This window comes from Siminovitchia jepli (assembly GCF_047228825.1).
Classification (GTDB): Bacteria; Bacillota; Bacilli; order Bacillales; family Bacillaceae_C; genus Siminovitchia.
The window spans coordinates 1-25,718 of record NZ_JBFEGN010000058.1 but is presented as its reverse complement, the minus strand read 5'-3'; the positions used below and the strand labels follow the sequence as shown (position 1 = coordinate 25,718).

The following is a 25,718-nucleotide window of genomic DNA, read 5'->3' as shown; positions in this document are numbered from 1 at the left end:
TAATCATCCATAAATCCCCCTAAATCATGATAAACACAGTTAAATTATCCCATATTTATCAAAATTTAGGGGGTATGATAATTGAAATTATCTCGAAGATTTTTTACTCCTCAAGGCTGAACCGAAGGGATGGGCGGAAAAATATTTTCCCCTGCAATCAAAAAGATAATGCCCAAATAAACATACTCATTCATGATCTCAAATAACCAATTCTCCATTTGCTACCCCTTGACATATATTTTATATTAATATAGCTTTATTGAGATGTTTTTGTCCTGGTTTTATCCTAAAAAAATATTGTTTTCTGATTTTTCACAGTAACCATGTTGCCCATACATTAATGAAAATGGAATGTAATTGATTATGATTTCATATTATGCTGTACAGCGTCATCAATAATCTCAAATTGAGCACTTTGATAAAAATCAAAAAATATGTAAGGGCTTACAATCAATATAAAGTAAAATCGGTTTTTTCATTTCTTGGATAATGATGGTGCTGTTTTATCTTGAAATTGCTACTAGACTAATGATGCAATATCATGTACAATGTTTTCAGAATATTATTAGTCGCTTTTGAATTAAAACAAGTGGATGCAACACCATCTGCTTGAAAATTTTAAGGGGGAAAAAGAATGAAAAAGAGAAAGTTAGCCAGTATTTTTCTATCTTTATCATTAGCTGCCGGGGCTATGGCTGGCTGTGGCGGCGGTTCAGAAGAATCCAGCGGCGGCGGTGGCGGCTCCAAGGATAAAGGCGGCACCATTAAAGTCGGTGCAAACCTTGAATTATCCGGCCAAGTAGCTTCTTATGGGTCATCTATTGCACAGGGGTTAGAGCTTGGCATTGAAGAAATTAATAAAGAAGGCATTGACGGCAAGAAAATTGAACTTGTGAAAGTAGACAATAAATCAGAAGCATCCGAGGCTACAAACGGAGCATTAAAGCTTACTAGCCAGGATAAAGTAGTTGCTATTGTTGGAGCAGCGACAAGCGGAAATACAAAGGCACAAATTCAAATTGCACAAGATAATAAAGTTCCTCTCATCACACCAACGGGGACTGCAGAAGACATCACGGTAAATGACGGAAAATTAAATGATTATATCTTTAGAACTTGCTTTATTGATCCTTTCCAAGGTGAAGTTGCCGCCAATTTTGCAACAAACGAATTAAAAGTTAAAAATGCAGCCGTTTACATTGATAGTGCCAGTGACTATTCCAAAGGTTTGGCAAAATCCTTTAAGGAAGTATTTGAGGAAAACGGCGGGAAAATTGTGGCAGAAGAAGCTTATGTAGCGAAAGATACGGATTTCCGTGCTACATTAACACGCATCAAATCTGCCAAGCCTGATTTCGTGTTTATTCCGGGGTACTACGAAGAAGTTGGTCTCATTGTCAAGCAAGCCCGTGAACTTGGCATTGATGTACCTTTAATGGGGGCAGATGGCTGGGATTCTCCCAAGCTTGTTGAAGTCGCAGGTGGAGACGCTTTAAATAACACGTATTTAACGAACCACTACTCTTCTGGAAATACTGAAGACCAAAAGGTTCAGGAATTTGTAAAAGCTTTTGAAGCGAAATACGATGGCAAAACACCAGATGCCTTTAACGCACTTGGTTATGATACTGCTTATTTCTTAGCCGATGCAATCAAACGTGCCGGATCTGCTGAGCCTGAAAAAATCAAGGAGGAGCTGGCCAAGACAAAAGACTTAACACTAGTTTCTGGTAATTTTACAGTGGACGAAAATCATAACCCGGTTAAATCAGCTACCATTCTTGAATTTAAAGATGGGAAACAAGAATTTAAAACGGTAGTAAAACCATAAATGGATTAGAATAGGGGGCTAGTCCCCCTTCTTTTTAACGAAAAAATAGAATGATAGAAAAAATAGACATCATCAAAGGGGGGTTCAAAATGGAACTAATACAGCAGTTAGTGAACGGGATCTCGGTCGGCAGTATCTATGCCCTGATTGCCTTGGGATACACAATGGTGTATGGGATTGTAAAGCTGATCAACTTTGCTCATGGCGATGTGTTTATGGTAGGAGCATTTGTTGGTTTTTATTCCATAACGGTTTTGGATTTATCATTTTTTCCTGCTCTTATTTTAGCGATGCTTGTCTGTTCCCTTTTTGGAGTCGTTATTGAGCGAATCGCTTATAAGCCTCTGCGTAATGCCACTCGAATTGCTGCGTTAATCACCGCCATTGGTGTTTCCTTATTGATTGAGTATGGCTTTATTTATGTTCGAGGCGCACAGCCTGAAGCATATCCCGGCAATGTCTTAAATATAGGAAATATTGATGTATTTGGTGTCACCATTAGTGGACTGTCGATCTTTATTTTAGGTGTATCTGTCGTATTAATGATTATTCTTCAACTTATTGTTCATAAAACAAAGATCGGAAAAGCCATGCGTGCTGTTTCTCATGACGCGGAAGCAGCAACGCTAATGGGTATTAATGTAAACAACACCATTTCAGTGACATTTGCGATTGGTTCTGCGCTGGCGGGAGCAGCTGGCGTTATTTTTGGAACGTATTATACAAAAATTGATCCGTTAATGGGCATTATTCCAGGTCTAAAAGCCTTTGTTGCCGCTGTTTTAGGGGGGATTGGCATTATACCCGGAGCAATGGTAGGCGGCCTTGTACTGGGGATCATTGAGGCTTTGGTAAGTGCGGCAGGCTATTCACTGTGGCGTGACGGAGCCGCCTTTGTTGTCCTAATTCTTATTCTTTTATTCCTTCCGTCCGGCCTGTTCGGTAAAAATGTAAGAGAAAAAGTTTAGGGGAGACAAAAAAATGACAAAAATTAAAAGTGCAAAAGGCTTTTGGCTCTCAATTTTATTGGCAGTTGTCGTCTTTTTTGGAGCCCAATTTTTAATTAACGGTGCCATTTTAAATTCTTTCTATATAAACATTTTATTTTTGATGGCCATTAATATCATTTTGGCAGTCAGTCTCCATTTAATTATTGGGATTACCGGCCAGTTCTCCATTGGCCATGCGGGATTTTTGGCTGTTGGGGCCTATATGTCAGCCATTTTTACGATGAAGCTCCAACTTCCTTTTGGATTGGGATTAGTGGCTGGCGGAATCGTCGCTGCAGTTGCCGGATTGATTATAGGAATACCGAGCCTTCGGTTAAAAGGTGACTATTTGGCTATTGCCACTCTAGGCTTCGGTGAAATCGTTCGCATTGCTTTGCTGAACATCGAATACGTTGGCGGAGCAAGCGGGATGCAGGTCACTCACTTAACCACCTGGCCTTGGGTATTTGCATGCATGATCATTACGATTATCGTTATCAGAAACTTTACGAACTCAACACATGGCCGTGCCTGTATTTCCATCAGGGAAGATGAAACGGCTTCTGATGCGATGGGGATCAATACAACTTATTATAAGGTGCTTGCATTTGTAATAGGCGCATTTTTTGCCGGAATTGCCGGAGGGCTATATTCACATAACTTCTATATTATTCAGCCTGCAAACTTTGGCTTTTTAAAATCATTCGATATTTTGATTCTTGTTGTCTTTGGAGGATTGGGCAGTATGTCGGGTTCCGTTATTTCTGCCATCCTTCTGACCGTTGTTTCTGCGTACCTGCAAGATTACCCCGAGACGAGAATGATTTTTTACAGCCTGATACTGATCATTATGATGATTTATCGTCCACAAGGTTTAATGGGTACAAAAGAAATTACTTCATTCTTTAAAAAACGTAAAACGGTTGAAGGAGGGCCGGCGGATGGCAACAAACACACCGTTGCTTAAAGTAGATCAAGCAGGAATCCGTTTTGGCGGATTAAAAGCAGTATCAGAAGTAAATATGGAGTTGTATAAGGGCGAGCTTGTTGGCCTTATTGGACCAAACGGTGCGGGTAAAACGACTTTTTTCAACCTGTTAACAGGGGTCTATGTGCCAACTGAAGGAAGTATTTCCCTAAACGGTGAACGTCTGAATAATGTGCCGCCATTTAAAATAAATCGCAAAGGAATAAGCCGAACGTTCCAAAACATTCGTTTATTTGGCGAACTTTCCGTTTTGGATAATGTAAAAGTAGCTTATCATTCACTTGCAAAACATAGCGTTTTCAGCTCCATTTTCAGATTCCCCTCCCACTTTTCCGGTGAAAAAGAAATGGAAGAAAAGGCAATCGAATTTTTAAAAATATTTAATCTTGATGTATATAAGGATGAAAAAGCAAAGAACCTTCCATACGGACAACAACGGCGTTTGGAAATTGCGCGGGCTCTTGCAGCGAATCCCGAACTGCTCTTATTGGATGAACCGGCTGCAGGGATGAACCCGCAGGAAACACGTGAGCTGATGAATTTGATCTCCTTGATTAAAGAGAAATTCGGATTGACCGTACTATTAATTGAACATGATATGCAGCTTGTCATGGGTGTATGTGAACGCATCTATGTGCTGGATCATGGACAATTAATCGCACAAGGTACGCCCGAAGAAGTTCGCAACAACCCGAAAGTCATAGAGGCGTATTTAGGCGAGGAGGTTTCTTAATGTTAAAGATCGATGACATCAATGTTTATTATGGAAACATACACGCTTTAAAAGGCGTCTCTCTTGATATTAATGAAGGAGAAATCGTAACGTTAATCGGAGCAAACGGTGCCGGAAAAAGTACGCTCTTAAAAACAGTATCCGGATTGCTAAAGCCAAAGCAAGGCGACATTATTTTTGGCGGGAAATCGATTGTGGGAAAAGCGGCTCAAACCATTGTGAAACAGGGCATTTCCCATGTGCCCGAAGGACGGCGCGTGTTTGCCAATTTGACAGTAGAAGAAAATCTGGAATTGGGAGCCTTTTTGCGAAAAGATAAAGAGGGCATTAAAAAGGATTTGGAAAGCGTGTTCGAGAGATTTCCACGGTTATTGGAACGCCGCAAGCAGCTTTCAGGGACATTATCAGGCGGGGAACAACAAATGCTGGCAATGGGCCGTGCATTAATGGCCCGTCCGCGACTTTTATTATTAGACGAGCCTTCCATGGGGCTTGCACCATTGCTCGTAAAAACAATCTTCAAAATCATTGAAGACATTAATAAGTCAGGAACGACGATTCTTTTGGTTGAGCAAAACGCGCATATGGCTCTTTCCATCGCAAGCCGTGCCTACGTGATTGAAACAGGACGAGTCGTTATATCTGGCACAGCAGACGAATTAAATGCCAGTGAACAGGTAAAACAGGCTTATCTGGGCGGGCATTAATACCTGTATTTGCTAGTCGAACAGTTTAAAGCATTGGAACTATGGGAGCATAGTCGGCTGCGCGCAAAGTGTTAGATGAAATGCCCTTGATGGAGCAACACTCCGGGGCATTTTTAATAATGACGCGACTTATCTGTATCTTATAGGTAAATATCAGGTTGAGCCCATAAAATCTTTTAAATTAAAAGCCACAGGAAACCCTGTGACTTTTTTTATTCCTTGACGCATCTGTTCTATCCCTTCAAGAAACGGTTTTATCTCTCGTCCTTAACCACTCATAAAGTGAAACTTCAATCAAAAGTGTGCCCGCAATCATATGAGTACAATCGCAGAATCCAATGTTATTTATTTGAAGTTTCTGCCTGAAATGCGGTAAACGTCCATTCCAGCTTCAACGAATCACCCTGAAATTGGTTTTGATCCTCACCGTTGTCAACAAATTGGAACTTTACAACAAGGCGGTCACTCGTGCCGCTGGGCAGCCCATCTTCACCGATAGCTGGAATGGTAATATTTTTGGCTATGGCATCAGGTGTCATATCTTTCAATTTTGCCAATGTTGTTTTGTAAATAGGTTGATTGTGTTTGTCCATATTCAACAAAAACTCGACTGAAATATGCTCACCAAAATCTTCTGTATTGTCGCCTTTTGCATCAATGACCTCATAGTCTGTCTCTATGATGACTTTTCCTATATCCAAAGAGCCGTTGTTTACAAGTTTAAAGTCACGGAGAAAAGAATCTCCGGGTTTTATATTTTTTACATTGATAAGTGTATCAGGGTTTACAGACAAATCCAGGGTTCCAGACGCAAATGTGTTGTCGGTGACCTTATTGTCACTGAAATAAGCGTAAGTTCCTCCTCCTATTAATGAAATACCAAGCAAGATTGACATCATCCCCATGCCGAATCTATTTTTTACATCCATCCTTTGTTCCCCCTTGTTAAGTCTATACACGACAAATAAACGCTGCAGGGAGCCATAAATCCATTATGAAGCTTCCTTTACATTTTTTCCTTGAGAATGATGATCCGCTAAATAATCCAATATAGCCGTGCTTATGATATCTCCCGCAAATTGAAGTCTTTCCGGACTAATATTTTCGATCGTATCATGTGAAGTGTGGTACTCCGGCTCCAACCCGCCGTTGGCAGTACCCATATTAAAGCACGCAGCCGTTATGCCTGCATTGTGGAATGGAACATGATCAGACGATCCTCTTCTGAACAGGATCAGTTTTTCTTTATCTTTTCCCAATTTGTCAAAAGAAGCGTTCGTATAATCCCAGGCTATGTTTGGCTGGCCATCTACAGTGTTAACCGCAAGATAAGAAGCAGGTTCATATTTTGCCCCAAGCATTTCCATCTGGAAGTTTATCATACTTCTGTCAAGGTCTTCTTTAGGCAAGTTCTTTACATAATAATTCGAACCGACCAATCCGATTTCTTCCGCACCAAAAGCAATAAATCTCAGCTCTTTATCAGTTGGCAAGTCTTTCATGATTCTTGCCATCTCAACAATCGCGGCAGTTCCCGATCCGTCATCATTGGCTCCGGGCGAATATGGAACACTGTCATAATGCGCCGTAATATAAACGATTTCAGGATTCACTACGTTGGCGGGTTTTTTTACCGCAATCACATTTTGGGATGTTTGATTCGTATGCGTGTGAATGATGAGCTGAGCCTTCACTGTTCCTTTGGAAAGCTGTGCCAGCAGTGACTCGCCATCCGCTTTTGTAATACCTGTGACCGGAATTGTACTGTTGTTATTGAGTGCCGGCCGCAGCGGAGTCAGGCTGTCTGCATTATCATAAATAACCACACCTATCGCCCCGGCATTCGTTGCATTCTGAACTTTTTCCCAGTACGTATTTTCTCCTCGTTGAACAAGGGCAATTTTCCCTTTGGCTTCATCGGAAAAGTCCTCCGGCAGTCCGAGTCCTGCATGATATAGATCGCCTGTGATACCTTTTTCACCTGTTACAGCCGATCCGCTCGCAGCTCCCAGAGGGAGTTCCTTGTTTTTATCGGTCATAATTCTCAGTGTCCTTTCAACCCGGTTGTTAATCGCAAACTCTTGCAGGGACACATCGTATCCGAAACTTTCAAATTGGCTTTTTAAATATTGGGCAGCTTTCTTTTCACCTTCAGTTCCGGCAACTCTCGGCCCAATCTCTACACTTAATTTTCGCAGATAATCCATGACTCTATCAGCGTCAAAAATAACTTCCCACTTTTTAATTAAAGCATCCGCATAATCTTTTAAAATACGAGCCGCCTGATCAGAAATTAACTTGTTAGCCTGTTGGCTGTTTACCAAAATGTGAAAGCTTTCCATATGTTTGATCGCTTTCTTGTATGACTTGCTTTCCTCATAATGCCCTACAGCAGTGACATGGGTGCTTAATAAACGATAAGCTGACGGGGTTGCAAACTCTCCGTCTTTTTGGAAATTTTCCATAAGCGCCTTCATATTGGCAATACTCACATCAGCATCATCTTGAGCAATCACGGGTGAATCTATTTGATTCGTAAAATCAAAATCTGGATGTTTTGGGGAAAATCCCATTAATAGAGAAAGGATCAATATAAAAGAAATTAAGGTGCCAAAGCGGCGAAATTTCATATAACAAGCCTCCTCTGGGCAATCCGTTAATTTGGAGCAGGAAATATCCTGCTCCAATCAGTTTCCTATCGTTGGTCACCAGGTTTTTGTGTGGCATTAAACGTCCATGTCAATTGTAAGGAGTCCCCTTGGAATTGATTTTGATCCTCTCCGTTATTAACAAAGTTGAATTTGACTACAAGGTCGTGAGTCTCCCCGGCCGGCAGTCCTTTATCCCCAAATTCAGGATAGAAAATATGCTGATTGATCGCCTCCGGTGTCATATCTTTCAGTTCGGCCAAAGTTGTTTCAAAAATGACTTCATCAAGATTGTTTACGTTGTAAAGGAATTCAACCTGAATATGCTCCGCAAAATCTTCCGTGTTGTCCCCTTTTGGATCATTTACGGTATAATCTGTTTCGATAAATACTTTGTCGATATCCAATGTTCCGCCGTTTCCTAACTCAAAGTCGCGGATAAAAGAATCCCCGGGCTTCATATTATCAATGTTGATAATTTCAGTCGGCGCCACAGTCAAGTCCAAAGTACCTGCTGCAAATGTGTTGTTCGTCGTTTCGGTATCGCTGAAATAAGCATACGTTCCCCCTCCGATTAAAGCGATTCCAAGGGCAGCAGACATCATGCCCATTCCAAAACGTTTTTTAATGCTCATTTTCATTTCCCCCAATCGTTTATTTTTCCATCTCATATAGAGACGGGAAATACCCTTGTGTAATCGTCATGTTTCTGTATTTCCAAATAAGCCTGTATAACGGGATACTTCATAACAACGTACCAATATACTGCCTTTAGCCGGCATTTGGTACTGACAAGTTGCTTTTCGGCTGTTTAAGTAGATTGATTAAATAATCAGAATTTCCTTTCAGCATTTGATACGTTCCGCTCGTCATGTTATCCTTATGGTGCTCAAGCAACTGATTAAAAGCAGTTATATGTTTGGCTACTTTATCCATTTGTCCTTTTGCTTCATAATGGCTTAAAGCTGCTGCGTGCACCTTCAACGCCTGAGCGGCACCGTTCGTAAATTTGCCCAACTCCTCGTAACGTTCAACTGTCTCCTTTATATGAGCTGCAGTTACTTTGACAGGTATTTCCGGCCGTGGAGGGTTGATCGGAATAACCCCCTGATAATCTGTATTGAACCCGCTAATCGGACGGATCGGCACTTCATTCCAACGCTCGGGATCCGCTTTATGCAAATCACCGGATGCCAGGCCGTATAAAAAGGCATGAGTGGCGATCACATTTTGCTGAACCAAAGGTTCCCGCTCCCCATCCAGGAATTGACCGGAAGTCTCCAGGAAAACAGCAGGGTTGCTGTGTCCATCCGGATTAAGGCCTTCATAATTGATGCCAAGCATCATGCCGGATGAAACTCCGCCGCGGATATCGATAACGTTAGAGCCCGTAATATACTGATCAACCGTGAACTCTTTATACGGTTTCAATGCATCGAACACAGTGACCATCGCTTGGCGGGTCAAATCTTCGTATAATCCGCCCTTAATATTGGGAAGCGTCGGTCCTCCCGGGTTTAAAGAAATGCCGAGTGACAGCGTTACAGGAATGCTTGTCCCCCAGAAGTTTTTATTTCCTTGATGGTGGATGTCCATCATAAATTCCGGCTTCACTTGCGTCCAGAACTTGTAATATCCGATTGATTCGATTGCCTGGAATCCGCCTTCAACCCAGTCTCTGTTTAAATCAACAGTCACTTGTCTGCCATCCACTAGCTTGGGTTCTCCTGTTTCATGATCATACAGAATCGTTCCCCGCTGGTTCCTTTCTGCGCCGTCGACATTATACATGGGGATAAAATAAATCGTTAGTTCATCCATTATTTTTTTGTAAGAACCGTCTTTTTCATTTATCAGGTTTTCAATAAGACGCAGCGTGGCGTTCGTTCCATATGGCTCATTCCCATGAATGCGTCCCTGAACCCACACTTTTTTGTCCCCATTGCCTACTTTTGCAATATAAAGATCTTTCCCTGTCTCACTTCTTCCTTCCTCAATCCCTATTTCCCTTAATGTAAACACATCAAGACTACCGTCACTTTTCTCTTCCAATTGTCCAAGAATCTGAACCATTTCGTCGTATTTTATAACATCAGAACCAACGATGCTGTCCGATACCGCTTTGGCTATCCCACTTGAAGAAATAACCAAAAATATAGTTGTAACAATGAGTAATATATGTTTTCTGACCATATGACCCCTCCCTTTTAAACTATAAATCTTTTAAACTATAGTGTTGATCAGTTCTTAATGAAGAACCTTTATGGCGTCAGAAATGAAAGGGCTGTTTATATAGTGGATTCGATTATTTTATCGTTGTTCACCAGGTTTTTGTGTGGCATTAAACGTCCATGTCAATTGTAAGGAGTCCCCCTGGAATTGGTTTTGATCCTCTCCGTTATTAACAAAATTGAATTTGACTACAAGGTCGTGAGTCTCCCCGGCCGGAAGTCCTTTATCCCCAAATTCAGGATAGAAAATATGCTGATTGATCGCCTCCGGTGTCATATCTTTCAGTTCGGCCAAAGTTGTTTCAAAAATGACTTCATCAAGATTGTTTACGTTGTAAAGGAATTCAACCTGAATATGCTCCGCAAAATCTTCCGTGTTGTCCCCTTTTGGATCATTTACGGTATAATCTGTTTCGATAAATACTTTGTCGATATCCAATGTTCCGCCGTTTCCTAACTCAAAGTCGCGGATAAAAGAATCCCCAGGCTTCATATTATCAATGTTGATAATTTCAGTCGGCGCCACAGTCAAGTCCAAAGTACCTGCTGCAAATGTGTTGTTCGTCGTTTCGGTATCGCTGAAATAAGCATACGTTCCCCCTCCGATTAAAGCGATTCCAAGGGCAGCAGACATCATGCCCATTCCAAAACGTTTTTTAATGCTCATTTTCATTTCCCCCAATCGTTTATTTTTCCTCACAATCGAGACAGGTAACGTTCTTGTCCTTATCAAAAACTGCTGAACTTATTTGTTTGGTGAATGTGTTTCAATATCTTTTTTATAACCTGCTGGCACTCGTATCGATCTCCATACTGTCAGGAAGCCGTAACCTGCTAAGAGGATTCCAGGCAAGAACAGAATGAGGCCTGCACCTAACTTGGAATCTGTAAATTTAAATAAATAACCAACATATGGAATGGTTATTCCAGTATAATGGCCTACGATGTTTTCAATATAAACGGGGTCCAGATCGGGACCGTTGTTATGATCTCCTTTTGTAATGAATTGGCGCCCTTTTTCCTGTACTTCCTCAATCCTGTGCGTGACAAGCAAGTTCTCTTTTGTAACAAATGTAATGACGTCGCCCTTTGTATATTGATCCCCTTCTGACTTTTGTTTGATCAATATGATTGAGCCTGTTTTAATACCGGGCTCCATTGAACCTGACAAAACAGCCTTCATTTCATAGCCAAAGATACTCGGGTTTTTCCCGGATACTTTGGATGTAACGACATTCAACAAAACAACGGCCAGAACTATAAACATAAGGGAAGATACGATATTGCCAATGACTTTATTCACTGTTTGCCATTTCATTGCAAAGCATCACTCCAGTATGTGTAATTACGTAAACAATGGGTTACGGAGTGTCCTCTTTGATCTCCTGCTCCTTTGCTTCGTTGCTTTTGTCCGTTTGAATAGGATCATTGGGCGTGGATTTACCAGTATTCTCTTCATTTGGCTCGGCAGCATCATGATCAATTTGCTTTTCTGCATCACCGATTTCCGCTTCTTTCTCTTTTTCATCAACCTGTTCAACAATCTCGGCGGGTTTCTCCTGCAGCTCTTCTTTTTTCTCGGATTCTTTTATTTCGGCCTTTGATATCTGTTCTTTGTCTTCAGCGGGGGCATCAAGTTCCTCAAGATCTCGTTCTCCCCATACATCCACCGAGATCTCACCGACAATGCGTTCCTGATAGGTATAATACGCATTTATCGGAGAGATCAGATGAGAGGCAATGAAAAATAACAAATAGAGCAAAGCAAGACGTTTGACGAATGGACTTTTATTTAAGCAAGTGCCTGCATTTTTTGTTTTTTGACGGCCTCTCATCATGATTACTCCTTTCAAAAACGATTAAGCTATGAAGCTTTTTGCGTTTGTGCAGCTTGTTTTTCAGTGATCAGGTCTGATACTGCCGAATGAATGACATTACCGACCAATTGAATTTTTTCAGGGCTAACATTTTCAATCTTGTCATTAGGAGTGTGGTACCATGGCTCCAAACCGGCAGTTCCCGGAACCATCCAGATGAATAGTGCAGCATCGATGCCTGCTTCATGAAAGGGAACATGATCCGATCTGCTAAACTTGTAAAGATTTAATATATTGTCATCGATTTTTAACCTTTCAGATGCTGCTTTGACAGATTCCCATACAAGATTTGAATTTCCATCGACCGTATTTACATATAGCTGGGAAGCAGGCTCATATGCTGTACCAACCATATCCAAGTTGAAATTGGCGATGCTTCTTTCAATTTCCCCATCTGATAGCTGGCCGACATAATATCTGGATCCTACCAGCCCGATCTCTTCTGCACCAAATGCGACAAATCTTATTTCTTTCGTCGTTTCTACATTTTTCATCGATCTTGCCAATTCAAGAATCGTAGAGGTTCCCGATCCATTGTCATTCGCACCCGGAGAGCGGGCCACACTGTCATAATGTGCTGTGACATAGACTATTTCCGGATTACTGATCCCCTTTGGCTTTTTAACGGCAATGACGTTTTGGGATTTCTGGCCGCCGCGAATATCAAACTCCTGGGTGGAAACATCGTATCCCATTTTCTCAAATTCACTCTTTATATATTGGGCGGCTTGCCTTTCTTGTTCAGTGCCCGTCACTCTGGGACCGATGTCTACACTTAAATGCTGGAGATGTTTCATCGCTCTTTCGGAACTAAATTGCGGATCCCATAATTCAATCAACTGGTCCGAATAGCCTTTGAGAATTCGTACTACTTTTGCGGAAACGAGCTTATTTTTTTCCTGCTGTTCAAGCAAAGTTTTGAAGCTCTTCATATGCTTGGCTACTTTTTCGGCATCCTTTTGTTTTTCGTAATGGGCTACCGCCGTTAAATGGGTTTTGAGCGCCCGGGCAGCGACTTCACTGGCAAATTCTCCGTCTTTTTCGAATCGTTCAACGAGTGACTTCATGCCATCGGCACTTACTCCATCCGGGAGATAATCAATGACGATTTTCGCTTCATTGTAATGATTGTCTTCTCCGTCCGGATCGTACCCATTTTCGATGTTGCCGGCAGCATCGACCGAGAACCATTTAATTGTTGTCGTTTCGTCAATTGTTAGCGTTTCGGCTCCATCTCTTGTGCCGGCCACTCCGATCACTTTGGATTTCAATGTCGGTCTTGAACCATCAAGTGTATAGTAAACAGTAGCCGGTTCACTTGTTTCAAACTTGACTTCGATTGGCTCATTATACGTTCCCTCTTCAACGCTCAGCGTTGATTCTGGATTTGTTTCATCTGTGGCATTTTGATAAGCTACTTCCATTAACCCGATCAAACCGTTTGCAAATTCCATTGCTTCGGCATGGCCTTCTTCAAAATCAGGCTGGAAGCCGACGCTTACCCAGCGTTTCGTGTCCTTATTCCACAACTCGGCCCCTACTTCAAAGTTCCACGCATAAATTCCGTATTCGTACCAAAGTGTATCGGCAGAGTTCCCGCCTGCAGAATAAAGCACATCCGGTATCGGACCTGTCCTTCCGGGTAAAATAACGGTTCCGCGATGTTCTTTAATTCTTTTTAAAATATGTTCGGATGCTTGCCAGTAATAAGCTTCCTGTCCGCCGGTAGGACGAGGCAGCGGCTTGCGGTTTGCGTCATATGCACCAGGTGACCACATAAAGTAACCGCCATGTGAATGGATATTCATGGCAAATTTAATGTTCGGGTTCTCTTCTGCCAGCCAAGTCAAGTTTCGGCTTTCCGGCTCGGAGAATGGTTCCGGTCCCGCATAAGTCCCTGAAAGACAGTTTGTGGAACCGCCAATCCATCCATCCCATACAGTTCCGATTTTGTAATTTCTGTTCAAGTCAACGCCCCAAGAATTGCGGTTCGCCGGATCAGACCCTTCCGGTCCGCAATGATTGACCAAATTTTTCCGCTGCATATTGTAATCGTAGAACGTATAAAGTCCGCCATCAGGATTGACGGTTGGAACAATAAAAATATCCAGGTTATCGACTAGTGTTTTTGTCTTCTCATCCGTATGATAGTTTCGCAGCAAGCGCTCTGCAGTTTCTACGGAAACAAGTGGGGTCACCCATTCACGGGCATGCTCCTGCGAATATCCTAAAACTCCCGGTTTGGAACCATCCCTTACTTTTCCAATTCGGATCGCTTTTACTTCCCGGGGTTCCCTGGAAATGTCTTTAGGCGCATTCAAAAAGTCAGAAAGTTTAATGCCGGATTGTGGCTGGACGATTCCAGTCCCGTTTGAATTTCTATATCTTGTCGCCCTAACCAAATGACCAGCCGTTTCATTAATGGCACCAATCACTTGATCGGCTGTGCTGTTTGGCTTGGATGCGCCATCCGTTCCCAAATGAACCGTTATCTTATTGCCCTCATGGGAAACGCTTATACGCTCATTTGCTTTAGCCGGCGCTTTGATGTCTACCTCTATGTCGTTTCCGCCTTCATGCCCCCATGCCTGTGATGTCAAGACGAAAGCTGCATCAACATTACTTCCAATTGTCGCTTGCGCCTTTCTTCTATACCCATTTGTTTTATTTGGCAGGGTAACAATTTCCGCCAATTCAGGAAATTCCTTGGCAAGCTGTTCAATTCGTTCGGTAACTTCGATCGGATCCATGTAATGATCGACAAAATCGCTGAAATATTCATCTTCGGAAGGAGTTCCGTCACCGATCCATTCATTTAATGCCGTTTCTATTTTTCCGCCCAACTCTGTAGTGATGGTAACCTTTTCGGGAACAGATTCAATATCCTTTAAGACATAGTGATAGAGATATTCTCCGGCATCAACTTTCCTTGTCATCGCTGCCGTTTCTTTTTCACCGTTGCCGTTTGTCCACTCAGCTGTCATGGCTACATTCGGGCCCGCACTCGATTTTACTTCCAGGTATATAAAGGTGCCCGATTGATTTTTAAAATAATCAGATCTGAATACCTTTAACTTGTCTTCTGCCTGTTGGAGGCTTCGCATTTGTTGTTGCTGCTGCCTTAAATTCTGTTTTGCCTCTTCCGCTGTTTGAATTACTTTTACCTTAAGATTTTGTAGCTTCAGCAATTCTATTTCCGTCTGGCTTACAACTAACTGAACCTCAATATCATCGTTCCGGGTGTTGATTCCTGCTATGTCATAACCGTCTGCCACCAGCTTTTCCAACGTCTTCTGATCCGGGATAATGATCTCGACGAGTGACATTTCCCGCTCAAACTCGACTTCCTTTTCAGGAACGGGTTCTGCGGATTTCGCTTCCAATGGGGTAAAAGCAAATGAAGTGGCAGTTAACGCAAAAACACTAGTGACGGCAAGAATATGCGACAACAATCTTTTTGTTCCCAATTTGACCCTCCCCTTATAAAATTGTCTAACCATAGAAAATTATATCATTTTATTATGAATATTGTTTAGATTTAGACAAAAATGATGCTTGCGCATTATAAAATTTGTTAAAATTCCCAATAAATTCGGAATAAAGACTGAAAAATGCAGATTAAATAGGAGAATGATCATTGGGAAAATAGACCTTCATGCGAATCAAAGGTAATACTTGTTTCCATCCAGGCCTGTGACAGAATAATCTATTGCCTTGTAATTAAGGAAGAAATGAATATTTTTTTAACAAATCACCATGAAAAAAACAGCCAAAAATACGGCCGGTCTGTTAATAGCCGGAAAATATCTGGTAGTTTAAACACTGTAGTGAAATAAAAATAGGACTGTCGACACAGTCCCATTACCTCTCCTCGGCTATACTTACGAAATCCTGAGCAGATTAGGAACAGGTTTTAAAATAAATACGGAACTGCTCTTTTCATGATGTGAATGGACTACATCTGGGGGAGTAGGGAGTTGCATGTTATCACGCCATTTAAATGAACCAAAACAAAAGCAACATAAAAAGACCCCCATTTGGGGGCATCACAACTTTATAACGCTTTATTCATACCGAAGAGATTCGATTGGATCAAGTCTTGCAGCTTTATTCGCCGGCAAGATTCCAAAAACAATACCAATGAGCATGGAGAACACCATACCGCCAAAAACGACCTGCCAGGAAATCAGAGCAGGCCACCCTGCCAAAGATGAAACAACCGCTGCGGCCCCGGTTCCAATCACGATGCCAATCGTTCCGCCAATAAGGGTAAGGGTGACCGACTCAATTAAAAATTGAAATAAGATTTGTCCAGGTGTTGCACCGATCGACATCCTTATCCCGATCTCCCGTGTACGTTCCGTTACCGATACAAGCATGATATTCATAACGCCAATTCCGCCGATCAATAAGGATATTCCGGCAATGCTTCCGATGATGATCGTCATGATCTTTGAGATTTGTCCGATTCCGTCCGAAATTTCTTCCAGATTTAATACTTGGTACGCACCATCTTTATCATGAATCTGGTTAAGCATATCTGCGGCTTTTGTTCCGGCAATCTGCAATTCTTCGGGGGTTTCTGCTTCAATGGTTACCTGACTATATTTGCTTTTCATAAAAATGTTTTGCCACGTTTTCCACGGCAAATATAATTCATGTGAATCGAATGCCAAAAAGCCTGTTTCTTTTTTCAGTACTCCGACAATTTCTACTGGCTGTGATGAGATATAGACAACTTCACCCAAAACATCTTTTTTCCCAAAGAGTTCTTCTTTTAAAGAATTGGAAATAAGCACTGTCCGGCTGCCTCCCAAAAAATCTGCCGTCAACAGGCTCCGCCCCTCTGCTACAGCGAGTTGATTCATATCCAAATAAGGCTGTGTGACCCCGGTAACAAAGGCGTCTGCTGTTTCTTCTTTGTAGCGGACCATACCGGATTCCGAACTGGAAGCGACGACTGTTTTCACTTCGGGAATCTCCTCGATCAGTTGGATATCTTCCACTGTAAAAGGGTCTTCCATCCACTCAGAAGAGTTCCCCATCATTTCTTCCTCGGGAGGGACATATAATAGTTCTGTTGTATTCGTTTCTCCTACGACTTGTGATTTAAGCATGGCTTCACCTGCCTGCCCGATGGCAACAACTGCGATCACGGCAGCCACCCCAATAATGATCCCAAGCATCGTCAAAATCGATCTGAGTTTATGTGCCCGAAGGGAGGTAATGGCCATCTTAACGTTTTCAAACACATTCATTTATCGCCACTCCCTTGGGATTCTCCCTTCATGATGATGCCATCCCTTATAAAAATCGTACGTTCTGCAAAAGCGGCGACCTCCGGATCATGTGTTACAACGACGATTGTCGTTCCCTCAAGGTGGAGCATTTTAAATAGCTCCATGACTTGTTTGCTAGTTTTCGTATCCAGGGCTCCAGTCGGTTCATCCGCCAATAGGATAGACGGCTCGTTCACAATGGCCCTTGCAATGGCAGCACGCTGTTTTTGCCCCCCCGACAGCTGATTGGGAAAATGTTGAATCCTGTCTGCGAGACCAACTTTTTTCAAGGCTTCCATCGCCCTTTCTTCCCGCTCTTTACGCGTCATTCCAGCATAAATCATAGGCAGCTCAACATTTTTTAACGTATTTAATCGGGGAAGAAGCTGGAACTGCTGAAATACAAAACCAATCGAACGATTACGGACACGCGCCAATCCTTTACGGTCATAATCCGATACACGTTCTCCATTCAAAAAATATTCCCCGCTTGTCGGGCGTTCCAAACAGCCCATAATATTCATCAAGGTGGACTTTCCGGAGCCAGAAGGCCCCATAATTGCGACAAATGCCCCTTTTTTTATATGGATATGAATATTTTTCAACACGTCAACATCCGTTTCAGCTGCATGATAGCTTTTATAAATTGATTCAAGCCTGATCATTCACGATCACTTCCACTCCATCTTCGAGCGCTTCGGAAGGATCGATAATGACTTGGTCATCCTTGGAAAGGCCCCCGGTAATTTCTATTGCATCACTTGATGTCATTCCAACCTTAACCTTCTGCCGCTCGACCCTCCCGTCTTTTACAACAAAAACATATTGATTTCCTCCATCCTGTTTTATGGCAGACAGAGGAAGTGTCCAACCATTTTTCTTGTCTGTATTGATTTCGGCAAGCATTTGGAATCCAGGCTTTACATTCAAATCCTCATCTTCCACTGCAATTTCAATTGGGTATTGAACTTTGAAAGCTTCTTCGTTTGCAGCCTCCAATTGTTCACTTTCATTTGGCAAAAAAGAAACAAAAGTGACTTTGCCGTTCCATACTTTTCCCGGCACTGCATCCATCGACAAAATCGCCGATTGTCCTTCCTTTATTTTCAGGGCATCATATTGGGAAATCGTCCCTTTTACAACAAACCGATCAGAGGCTGCTATTTGAATAATCGGCTGCTCCATTGACTGCGAAAGAGCAGCTGCTTGTTCATTCACCCGAAGAACTACACCCTCCGATTGGCTTTTGACGGTAAGCTCTTCCAACTGCTTATCAATCGATTGTTGTTGCAAAAGGGTTTGCTCAATTTCAATCTGCATTTGTTGCTCTTCTAAAAAAATTTGGTCATGCTCTGCTTGCAGTTCTTCCTTATCCAGCATCTCGTCGCTTTCCGCCTTGACTAATTGCTTATCTATTTTTTTATGTTGTTTTTTAATATTGCTCAACTGCAAATTGTTGGAACGCAGCTGTAATGCCAGCTGTTTCTTCTCCAGCTCCAACTGCGGATTCTCATATCGGAACAGCGGGGTTCCTATTTGTACCTCGTCGCCTTCCTTTATGAGCATCTCCCCGACTTTCCCTTTATCAGGCTCGTAATAAATGGTTTGCTGCCCGGCAAGCTGGAGAGTGCCGGGTATCATCACTGTCTCCGTCAACGTTTGTTCCTTTAATGTGGTAACATCCACGGAGATCACCTCATTTGAAGCCTGGTTCACCAAGTTTATTCCAACAAATCCCGCAACCAATATCATGACCCCTGCGATCATCAAAGCTCTCTTCATTGTCTGTTCACACCAACTATTCAAAATAATTAACGCCTTGTCATTTGATAAAAGATGGACTCTAAATCAGTTGAACTATCAAGCATTAAATCGTCCTTTAATTGACCTAAATCTCCTTCTGCAACCTTGTTTCCGGCATGGATGATCATTAACCGCTCACACAATTTTTCGGCAATCTCCAGTATGTGTGTGCTGAAAATGATAGAGTTCCCTTTCCCCGCGTACTCTACTAAATAATCTTTCATTTCTTTTAATGCAATCGGATCAAGCCCTGAAAAAGGCTCGTCCAAAACAAGCAGTTCCGGTTGATGGACAAGAGCAGAAATAATGGCCGTCTTCTGCCTCATCCCTTTTGAATATGTTTTAATTAACTGGTCCAATTTATGTTCCAGGCGAAATACTTTTGAGAGGCGCTCAATTTCTATTTTTTGCGCCATCGGAGGAACATCTCTTAAACTGGCTGAAAATTGTATATATTCTCTGCCTGTTAAATAATCGTATATATGGACAGCATCCGAAACAAAGCCAATTCTCTTTTTATATGCGGCTGAACGGCTCTCCAGGTTGTCCAGCGTAACGGCACCTTTATCCGGCTTCAACAATCCTGTAATCATGCTGAGTAATGTGGTTTTTCCTGCTCCGTTAGGGCCGAGGATTCCGTAGATCATCCCTCTCTTGATTTGAAAGCTGATATGATTAACCGCCGCCACGCCATTAAATAATTTGGTTACCCCTTGCACATCCAGCATTCTTACTCACGCCTTTAATCAAAAAGTTCACTCAGTGACTCAAAGTTTCTGAAAGTAACTTCCTCAATCTTTTGGGAAAGCTTATGAAATAAAAAAATGACGAGAACAACGTTCATTATTATAAAAATACAGATGAAAACGATAGGAGAGTTGACAAAATAAAACAACAATACATGTAAAAATAAATAACACCCGGACAGCATGCTGATCATCACTTTGGCTCTCATACTTGGCAAATTAAGCAAAGAATCATCCGAAAAATTCGGAAACGTTGCGGTTGAAACCAAACCGATCAGCAAGATTACAGGCAGGGATAACAAAATGCCTACCGTAAAAACAAAAAGATTCGGTCTTAGCAAAATAAATGCAGCCGCGATAAAAACGATACAAACCGGGAGCAGTACAAAAAACATGCCAATGATTTTCGCCATTGCGATATGCTTGGCATCTACCGGCAAAACCACCAAGTTCCTGAAACTCATTCCTTCTGAATCGATCGAAAATTTGTTAACGATGGTGTTCATGAGCATTAATAAAACAGAAATGCTTAAAAATGTGTGCGCAGACGCAGAATGGGCTGAAACTGCATCCACCTTGCTTTCAAGAAAATAATAAGCGCCCACCATCCCTGTTATACCCAGACTCATGATGACAAATGCCGCTTTCCAGCGATACTTTTCATCGCGCGAAAAGGCCAATAGATCCTTCCGCAAAATCGACTTTACGTGAGGATGGACACAAGGCACTCTTTCCAGCAAGGAAATGGCCGAAAATTGTCTCGGTTTCCCAGGAGCTCCCTCTTTGGCTGACTGAAGCTCATGCATTTTTCCAAGTATATGTTGAGCATCAAGCCTTTCATATTTCTTGCTTGCCAGCTTAAACAATATAAAGGTCATAGCTGCGTAAGCAAAAAAAGCGAAAAGGATTGAAAATGGGAAAATCCCAACTGCCAGTGAATGGGGAAAATATGTAAAACCCGCTAATTCTACTATGAACTGCACTAAAGGAGATTCATAAATCGACAAATAATATGGATAAAAAAAGAACTCGGACAGGCCATTTAAAAACGGGTAGACTAAATAAATGATCAAAACGGCACTGATGGCGTTTATGCTAAAAAAAAGCAATGCAAAAGGAAGCAGTGTTTGCTTGAAAATTTTTCTGATAACCATTGTGCTGATGAAAACAAAGCGGACTGCAACAGCCAAAGCAAATTGGGAAACAAAAGCGGCAAACAGAAGAAACCCCATGCCTATTCCTATCTCGAACACCCTGCACAATTGATAGACAAAAACGGCCAGGACTAGAACGAGAAAAATTAACTTAATATACGTCCTTTCCAAGATTTTGGCCAAAAACAGCTGTTTTAGAGAAAGCGGAGACAGGACAAGAAATTTTATATCCTCGGCCAGCAAAAATCGGTACAAATGATCGTAAATACCACTTATGGAAAACGAAAGAAAGACGAGCAAATTTAAAATGCTGAGCCACTTGACATTTTCCTGAACCGTTCCGCCGCGCAAATGATCACGGGTCCAATCAAACAATACGGGTAGAAAGAAGTTCATGAAAAGGACAGCCGTGATTACGGCAAATGCCGCCACCGCAGCAAAACTCCATAACTTCATTCTGTTTTGTTTGGAATCCCCACCTGCACACACCATTTTATTAATGGTTAATCGTGTCCGGTTGTTCCAAATAAACCAGATTTTTTTCAAGCCCAAGCCCTCACTCCTTAAAGCCTCGTTGTGACAAGTCCTTCTATTAATGCGGCTACGAACAGAAAAGATACATAGAGCACAAACATTAAAGCCATATCTTTAAAATCTCTTTTCTGCAAAAAGCGCTTTTTAAAAGCAAGACATTTAAATGTTACGACGGCCGGCTTCAGCGCAAATGCCCCAACAAGTGCAATTGCCAGAATTTCAAAAACGCCATGGAGGAATGTATATTTGAACACCAGCCAGAAAGACAGATCTTTTGATAAATAAAAGATACTTGCTCCCAATAAACAACCTTGCATAATGATATACCAAAACGAAATGAAACCAAATGAGAAGACACCGATGCATGCCGGAAGCAATATCATAAAGTTATGGATAAAGACGGATTTCCATGTAACATCCTCTTCCGTGAAATCTTCCTCCTTCATGGCCGCCGAATCCTGCACCATGGCCGCCACATCCCCTGCTCCGGATAACTGCAGGTAAATCATCGTTCCAAAAAAACTGATTAAAATGGTAAACAATGAAAATAAAAATGCATCCCGGTTTCTTTCCAGAAAGGATAATCCATATGCCCGCAGGTTGAGATGATTAATCATGTTCACGTCATATCCTTGATAAAGTTAATTCTTTTTTGAAAGGATGGATGTGTCTCTTTCCACTCTTTTCTTCTCGAGGCAAATTCGCCATCCTCTTTTTCACTGATCCGGTTTAATTTCACTAGTGTTCGAATATACAGATCTTTATCCCCCGATTGCCTAACGGCATATTCATCTGCCTGGTGTTCAAACATTTTACTGATTTTATTCGGGAGCCATTCCGTAAGCAACATTAAAATAATGACACCTATCGGAAAAATGAATATATAATGCCACCACCCAAATCCCAGCATGATTTTTCTTGCAAAAAACATAATCAGGCTGACCGCAATGGCAACACCAAAAGTAATGGCCAAAATCCAGCGCCCATGTTTCAGTTTAATATGGCCGATCTCATGAAATAACACAGCCTTTACTTCATCCAAAGTAAAGTTTTTCATTAAGCCTTCTGTCATATAAATGCGGACGCCTTTTCCAGATGTAAAAGGTACACTGTACACCCAGGCATTTGTTTCATGCACGGAATCCTGCTTCATAAACAGGCTGACCTTCGTCTTACATGTATCCTCTATGCTATTTTTTAAAGAAGCAAACGGCTCTGTAAGCCCCACATTGTCATAATTCCCCATAAACCGGTGCAGAACTGTATATACGGCCATAATGACGAGCGTTAGAGATAAATACCAAAGGGTAAATAAATACCATTTATCCGTAATTTTTACATAAACGGACAGCGGAAGAAGAAAAAACGAGAAAAAGTAGGCAAGGCCTCCTGCAACAAGCAGCGATAGGCCAATCGTCTCTCTTCTTGTAAATGCAAGAAATCCCGTCTCCTTCATTTCCTCGTTTTCAACGGAATCTCCATCACTTTTTATTGTATATTGATAGACTGCAGTGGCAAATGACACCGATAAAAACGACGGCACGAATATGCATAATAGGATGCTCCAAATGTAAGAATTGGTCAGCAGCAGAGCATACCCCATCGTAAAGTGATAGTTTAACAGCAGGGGAAGAATCCCAGCTAATATAAATGGAAAAAACAGCGAAAAAAGGTTGCGCATTGAAAGAACCTGGTTAAAAAACAGCGACAGAAGACAAGGTAATAAAAATGAACTTAAGTATATAAAAAGGATGAGCGGCCTGCTAAACTCCGGTTTCAAGTGAAGAGAGAACGATGCATTGTTTTCAGGGGCACGTATAGTATATTCATTAAAATAGAACTTCCTGTCACTGGATTGAATCGTTGCATCATGACCAATTTCGGCATCAATCCCTCTTCGTGTCATGACCTTCCATTCATCCCCCGCCGGCAGCGCGACATTTTCAGTATGTATTTCACTAAACCCATAAACCGTATTTCCAATATGGAAAGCTAGCGGCTGCTCCCCTGTTGCTGTCGTATTATTTTGAATGTCCAAAAGATAATCTCCCTGGTATATGGAGTAGCCCGTCAGCACCTTTTGGACCCCTTCCTCTTTTTTGGAATCAAGAAGAATAAACGGCGATAATACTGCCGAACGGATACCCAATTCGACCATTACAACGACTGCGGATGAAAATGCTGCAATGAGTAAAATGATGAGCGCACTTTTTTTCATGGCCAATACTCTCCTTAAACTATAAGAAACTTGTCATAACCGCGGGAATTGTTTTTAAAGCCAAGTTTGCTGCAAACGTAATGCATACAATGAGCAGCTGGGAGATCCGGCTTCCTGATTTCAACAATACTTTAACACCAAAGTACAATAATACAAACTGCCATATTAAAAAGGGCACAACTTGGTTAAGGATCGCATGATGATCCAAGTTGGGAAAAAAAATACGCAGTCCAACAGGCTGAAACACTTTACCGGCATGATGACCTATCTCCATCTGTCCAAAAAGATCTTGGCCCCCCAGCTGAGGAAAATCAAGTATATAGTGTAACAGTGTTTTATACTAGTAGCGGTAGTAATCAAATGAAAAACCAAATAAAAGCTAAAGTTGATTATCCGGTTGGAACTTTTACTTCAACAATTAAAACTGATAAGATAAACAAAAGAAAGAAAACATTGAAGTGGACTGCAACATCAGCTTATCACACTTTTAAACGTCTTGACATTCGGCTTAATACAGGTCAAAAAACAATAAAGTGGACAAGTACCCGGAAAGCCAGGTTTAGTAATTAAAGGCCAAAAAAACTCGGACATATATCAAAGGTGGAGTATATAAAGTATCAATATCTAGTCAAGCATATTTTAACAGAGCAAAGCCTGCAACGCTTTCTATATAGGTTGAGTTAACTTTTTTACATTGTTTTGTGATGATGCACTATATGATGGAAAGAGATCTAGTTGATTGTAGTGGAAGGCGGCGACTCCTGCGGGATAAACGTGAGCCTTGAGACCCCACAGGACGCGAAGCGTCCGAGGAGGCTCAAGCCACGCCCGCGGAAAGCGTCCGCCTCTGAACGGAAATTAACTGTGGCTAAAAGTATGAAAAATATATAACTCAACTTATATAGCATACCTACTTGAGTAATAGTCAAATAAATAAAAGGAATGTATAAATGATGTTATGGAGTTATAAACCACTGCTGTTAAATGATATGTTCCAACTGTACTTACAACAAAAATACAATATTAATAGTAACGATACTGTTTATAGCTTCAATATAAATTACCATTTGAATGAAAAAGAAGCCAGTCAATTTAATTACGAATTTTTCGAAAATATTTTTAATGAAGTACATTTAACAGAACAAGAGAAAGGAGAATATTCCCTTGAGTTGTTTGACTTAAAGGATTCGATTATCAAGAAATTTGACCTTTGTTATAAAAAGAAATATTTGGATGAATCGTACGTACATATTATTAAATTTTTGGAACAACAAGAAATCTTAGTGGTAAAAAGTTCACACTCTGGTTACATTCAATCTAAAAAAATAAAAACTGTAGACCATGTCCAAAACAAACCTGATTTGTTTTTAACCCAATTGATAAAAAAATTCTCTTTTTTGAAGTACAGGTATGATCAAACATATATTATAATACCTACCCCTTTTATTAAATGTACAAAAAGCGTAGAGGAAAAAATTTCTTTTTATTTTGGTTATCATTTTCAAGAAATTAGCTTAAATCTTGCTAAAATTAATGGGGAAAACTATATAGTAGAAATTGAATTAAATGAATTAAAAGAAGGAGAAATAGCTAAATCTATTGAAAACCTCTTATTACTAATACAATGAATATTTTAAGTGAGATATCGAAGTATGTGAAAAAAACAAACCTGGTATTGTTTGAGCCCATCTTCCGCATATCAATAAATGTAGAAATTTGAGTTGATTTGTCTAATAAAAGGAATCCTGATTCACTCCGTCGAATCCATTCTGAACAACCTATGAATGGAGTGATTCCTGTGCCAAATGTGGCTGATGATTTACAAATCATCCATGCACGCTCGTCTTCCGTCATTGCGCACTTCTGTGATTCACTGAATGTGGTGAAGCATATAAATGAACGGGTATCTTGGGATCCGCAGCGAACAGATATGTCTCCCGGTGAAGCAATCAAAGCCCTCGTTATCAACCTGCTTGTTAA

22 protein-coding genes are annotated in these 25,718 nt (G+C 41.3%); 7 read left to right on the top strand and 15 right to left on the bottom strand.

Going from position 1 to position 25,718, the window contains the following annotated elements; all coding sequences use genetic code 11:
- Window positions 1–634: 634 nt before the first annotated feature.
- From AB1L08_RS16075 to AB1L08_RS16055, 5 genes are all read left to right on the top strand, one after another.
- On the top strand, window positions 635–1,831 hold the full coding sequence (locus AB1L08_RS16075) for an ABC transporter substrate-binding protein (RefSeq protein ID WP_413065669.1): 1,197 nt from the start codon (window positions 635–637) through the stop codon (window positions 1,829–1,831).
- 89 nt (window positions 1,832–1,920) lie between these two features.
- Complete coding sequence (locus AB1L08_RS16070) at window positions 1,921–2,799, top strand: branched-chain amino acid ABC transporter permease (protein ID WP_413065668.1); 879 nt, start codon at window positions 1,921–1,923, stop codon at window positions 2,797–2,799.
- 13 nt (window positions 2,800–2,812) lie between these two features.
- Window positions 2,813–3,787, top strand: a complete 975-nt coding sequence (locus AB1L08_RS16065) for a branched-chain amino acid ABC transporter permease (protein ID WP_413065667.1) — start codon at window positions 2,813–2,815, stop codon at window positions 3,785–3,787.
- On the top strand, window positions 3,762–4,541 hold the full coding sequence (locus AB1L08_RS16060) for an ABC transporter ATP-binding protein (protein ID WP_413065666.1): 780 nt from the start codon (window positions 3,762–3,764) through the stop codon (window positions 4,539–4,541). The genes AB1L08_RS16065 and AB1L08_RS16060 overlap by 26 nt, the downstream gene beginning before the upstream one ends.
- On the top strand, window positions 4,541–5,248 hold the full coding sequence (locus tag AB1L08_RS16055) for an ABC transporter ATP-binding protein (RefSeq protein ID WP_413065665.1): 708 nt from the start codon (window positions 4,541–4,543) through the stop codon (window positions 5,246–5,248). Before AB1L08_RS16060 ends, AB1L08_RS16055 begins: the two co-directional genes overlap by 1 nt.
- 341 nt (window positions 5,249–5,589) lie before the next feature.
- Here the strand turns inward: AB1L08_RS16055 and AB1L08_RS16050 are convergent, their stop codons facing one another.
- The 15 genes from AB1L08_RS16050 to AB1L08_RS15980 form a co-directional block, all read right to left on the bottom strand.
- On the bottom strand, window positions 5,590–6,177 hold the full coding sequence (locus tag AB1L08_RS16050) for a TasA family protein (protein WP_413065664.1): 588 nt from the start codon (window positions 6,175–6,177) through the stop codon (window positions 5,590–5,592).
- A 63-nt stretch (window positions 6,178–6,240) separates the two neighbouring features.
- Window positions 6,241–7,878 (bottom strand): M20/M25/M40 family metallo-hydrolase, encoded by a 1,638-nt coding sequence (locus AB1L08_RS16045; protein ID WP_413065663.1) that lies wholly within the window; start codon window positions 7,876–7,878, stop codon window positions 6,241–6,243.
- A 65-nt stretch (window positions 7,879–7,943) separates the two neighbouring features.
- Window positions 7,944–8,531, bottom strand: a complete 588-nt coding sequence (locus AB1L08_RS16040; protein ID WP_413065662.1) for a TasA family protein — start codon at window positions 8,529–8,531, stop codon at window positions 7,944–7,946.
- A gap of 136 nt (window positions 8,532–8,667) precedes the next feature.
- Window positions 8,668–10,089, bottom strand: coding sequence for a M14 family zinc carboxypeptidase (locus tag AB1L08_RS16035; protein ID WP_413065661.1), 1,422 nt, complete (start codon window positions 10,087–10,089; stop codon window positions 8,668–8,670).
- A 117-nt stretch (window positions 10,090–10,206) separates the two neighbouring features.
- The gene (locus AB1L08_RS16030; protein WP_413065660.1) at window positions 10,207–10,794 is read right to left on the bottom strand and encodes a TasA family protein; all 588 of its coding nucleotides are present in this window, start codon (window positions 10,792–10,794) and stop codon (window positions 10,207–10,209) included.
- Window positions 10,795–10,872: 78 nt separating this feature from the next.
- A complete protein-coding gene (gene sipW, locus AB1L08_RS16025; RefSeq protein WP_413065659.1) occupies window positions 10,873–11,445 on the bottom strand; it encodes a signal peptidase I SipW in 573 nt (190 codons plus the stop codon).
- 43 nt (window positions 11,446–11,488) lie between these two features.
- Window positions 11,489–11,962: a hypothetical protein gene (locus AB1L08_RS16020; RefSeq protein ID WP_413065658.1), complete on the bottom strand. Its 474-nt coding sequence runs from the start codon at window positions 11,960–11,962 to the stop codon at window positions 11,489–11,491.
- A gap of 29 nt (window positions 11,963–11,991) precedes the next feature.
- Window positions 11,992–15,471, bottom strand: a complete 3,480-nt coding sequence (locus AB1L08_RS16015) for a M28 family peptidase (RefSeq protein ID WP_413065657.1) — start codon at window positions 15,469–15,471, stop codon at window positions 11,992–11,994.
- Between the two features lie 597 nt (window positions 15,472–16,068).
- On the bottom strand, window positions 16,069–17,262 hold the full coding sequence (locus AB1L08_RS16010; protein ID WP_413065656.1) for an ABC transporter permease: 1,194 nt from the start codon (window positions 17,260–17,262) through the stop codon (window positions 16,069–16,071).
- Window positions 17,259–17,948 carry an ABC transporter ATP-binding protein gene (locus AB1L08_RS16005; protein ID WP_413065655.1) on the bottom strand — a complete coding sequence of 230 codons (690 nt, stop codon included), beginning with the start codon at window positions 17,946–17,948 and terminating at the stop codon, window positions 17,259–17,261. Before AB1L08_RS16005 ends, AB1L08_RS16010 begins: the two co-directional genes overlap by 4 nt.
- Window positions 17,935–19,065, bottom strand: coding sequence for an efflux RND transporter periplasmic adaptor subunit (locus AB1L08_RS16000; RefSeq protein ID WP_413065654.1), 1,131 nt, complete (start codon window positions 19,063–19,065; stop codon window positions 17,935–17,937). Before AB1L08_RS16000 ends, AB1L08_RS16005 begins: the two co-directional genes overlap by 14 nt.
- Before the next feature lie 29 nt (window positions 19,066–19,094).
- Window positions 19,095–19,814 carry an ABC transporter ATP-binding protein gene (locus AB1L08_RS15995; protein WP_413065653.1) on the bottom strand — a complete coding sequence of 240 codons (720 nt, stop codon included), beginning with the start codon at window positions 19,812–19,814 and terminating at the stop codon, window positions 19,095–19,097.
- A 14-nt stretch (window positions 19,815–19,828) separates the two neighbouring features.
- The gene (locus tag AB1L08_RS15990) at window positions 19,829–21,538 is read right to left on the bottom strand and encodes a hypothetical protein (RefSeq protein ID WP_413065652.1); all 1,710 of its coding nucleotides are present in this window, start codon (window positions 21,536–21,538) and stop codon (window positions 19,829–19,831) included.
- 11 nt (window positions 21,539–21,549) lie between these two features.
- Window positions 21,550–22,137 (bottom strand): stage II sporulation protein M, encoded by a 588-nt coding sequence (locus tag AB1L08_RS15985; RefSeq protein WP_413065651.1) that lies wholly within the window; start codon window positions 22,135–22,137, stop codon window positions 21,550–21,552.
- A 2-nt stretch (window positions 22,138–22,139) separates the two neighbouring features.
- On the bottom strand, window positions 22,140–23,738 hold the full coding sequence (locus AB1L08_RS15980; RefSeq protein WP_413065650.1) for a M48 family metallopeptidase: 1,599 nt from the start codon (window positions 23,736–23,738) through the stop codon (window positions 22,140–22,142).
- Window positions 23,739–24,691: 953 nt separating this feature from the next.
- Between AB1L08_RS15980 and AB1L08_RS15975 the strand changes: the two genes are divergently transcribed.
- Together AB1L08_RS15975 and AB1L08_RS15970 are read left to right on the top strand one after the other, a co-directional pair.
- Window positions 24,692–25,366 carry a hypothetical protein gene (locus AB1L08_RS15975; protein WP_413065649.1) on the top strand — a complete coding sequence of 225 codons (675 nt, stop codon included), beginning with the start codon at window positions 24,692–24,694 and terminating at the stop codon, window positions 25,364–25,366.
- Window positions 25,367–25,536: 170 nt separating this feature from the next.
- Window positions 25,537–25,718: DUF4277 domain-containing protein (locus tag AB1L08_RS15970; RefSeq protein ID WP_413065648.1), on the top strand; the 182-nt coding region annotated here is incomplete at its 3' end.

Excerpts from the sequence above, each read along its gene's own strand:
- AB1L08_RS16055 (WP_413065665.1), top strand. The coding sequence starts at position 4,541 with ATGTTAAAGATCGATGACATCAATGTTTATTATGGAAACATACACGCT.
- AB1L08_RS16005 (WP_413065655.1), bottom strand. The coding sequence starts at position 17,948 with ATGATCAGGCTTGAATCAATTTATAAAAGCTATCATGCAGCTGAAACG.
- AB1L08_RS16030 (WP_413065660.1), bottom strand. The coding sequence starts at position 10,794 with ATGAGCATTAAAAAACGTTTTGGAATGGGCATGATGTCTGCTGCCCTT.
- AB1L08_RS16040 (WP_413065662.1), bottom strand. The coding sequence starts at position 8,531 with ATGAGCATTAAAAAACGTTTTGGAATGGGCATGATGTCTGCTGCCCTT.
- AB1L08_RS16050 (WP_413065664.1), bottom strand. The coding sequence starts at position 6,177 with ATGGATGTAAAAAATAGATTCGGCATGGGGATGATGTCAATCTTGCTT.
- AB1L08_RS15985 (WP_413065651.1), bottom strand. The coding sequence starts at position 22,137 with ATGATTAATCATCTCAACCTGCGGGCATATGGATTATCCTTTCTGGAA.
- AB1L08_RS15995 (WP_413065653.1), bottom strand. The coding sequence starts at position 19,814 with ATGCTGGATGTGCAAGGGGTAACCAAATTATTTAATGGCGTGGCGGCG.
- sipW (WP_413065659.1), bottom strand. The coding sequence starts at position 11,445 with ATGAAATGGCAAACAGTGAATAAAGTCATTGGCAATATCGTATCTTCC.
- AB1L08_RS15980 (WP_413065650.1), bottom strand. The coding sequence starts at position 23,738 with ATGAAAAAAAGTGCGCTCATCATTTTACTCATTGCAGCATTTTCATCC.
- AB1L08_RS16020 (WP_413065658.1), bottom strand. The coding sequence starts at position 11,962 with ATGAGAGGCCGTCAAAAAACAAAAAATGCAGGCACTTGCTTAAATAAA.
- AB1L08_RS15975 (WP_413065649.1), top strand. The coding sequence starts at position 24,692 with ATGTTATGGAGTTATAAACCACTGCTGTTAAATGATATGTTCCAACTG.
- AB1L08_RS16000 (WP_413065654.1), bottom strand. The coding sequence starts at position 19,065 with ATGAAGAGAGCTTTGATGATCGCAGGGGTCATGATATTGGTTGCGGGA.
- AB1L08_RS16045 (WP_413065663.1), bottom strand. The coding sequence starts at position 7,878 with ATGAAATTTCGCCGCTTTGGCACCTTAATTTCTTTTATATTGATCCTT.
- AB1L08_RS16060 (WP_413065666.1), top strand. The coding sequence starts at position 3,762 with ATGGCAACAAACACACCGTTGCTTAAAGTAGATCAAGCAGGAATCCGT.
- AB1L08_RS16075 (WP_413065669.1), top strand. The coding sequence starts at position 635 with ATGAAAAAGAGAAAGTTAGCCAGTATTTTTCTATCTTTATCATTAGCT.
- AB1L08_RS16035 (WP_413065661.1), bottom strand. The coding sequence starts at position 10,089 with ATGGTCAGAAAACATATATTACTCATTGTTACAACTATATTTTTGGTT.
- AB1L08_RS16065 (WP_413065667.1), top strand. The coding sequence starts at position 2,813 with ATGACAAAAATTAAAAGTGCAAAAGGCTTTTGGCTCTCAATTTTATTG.
- AB1L08_RS16070 (WP_413065668.1), top strand. The coding sequence starts at position 1,921 with ATGGAACTAATACAGCAGTTAGTGAACGGGATCTCGGTCGGCAGTATC.
- AB1L08_RS16010 (WP_413065656.1), bottom strand. The coding sequence starts at position 17,262 with ATGAATGTGTTTGAAAACGTTAAGATGGCCATTACCTCCCTTCGGGCA.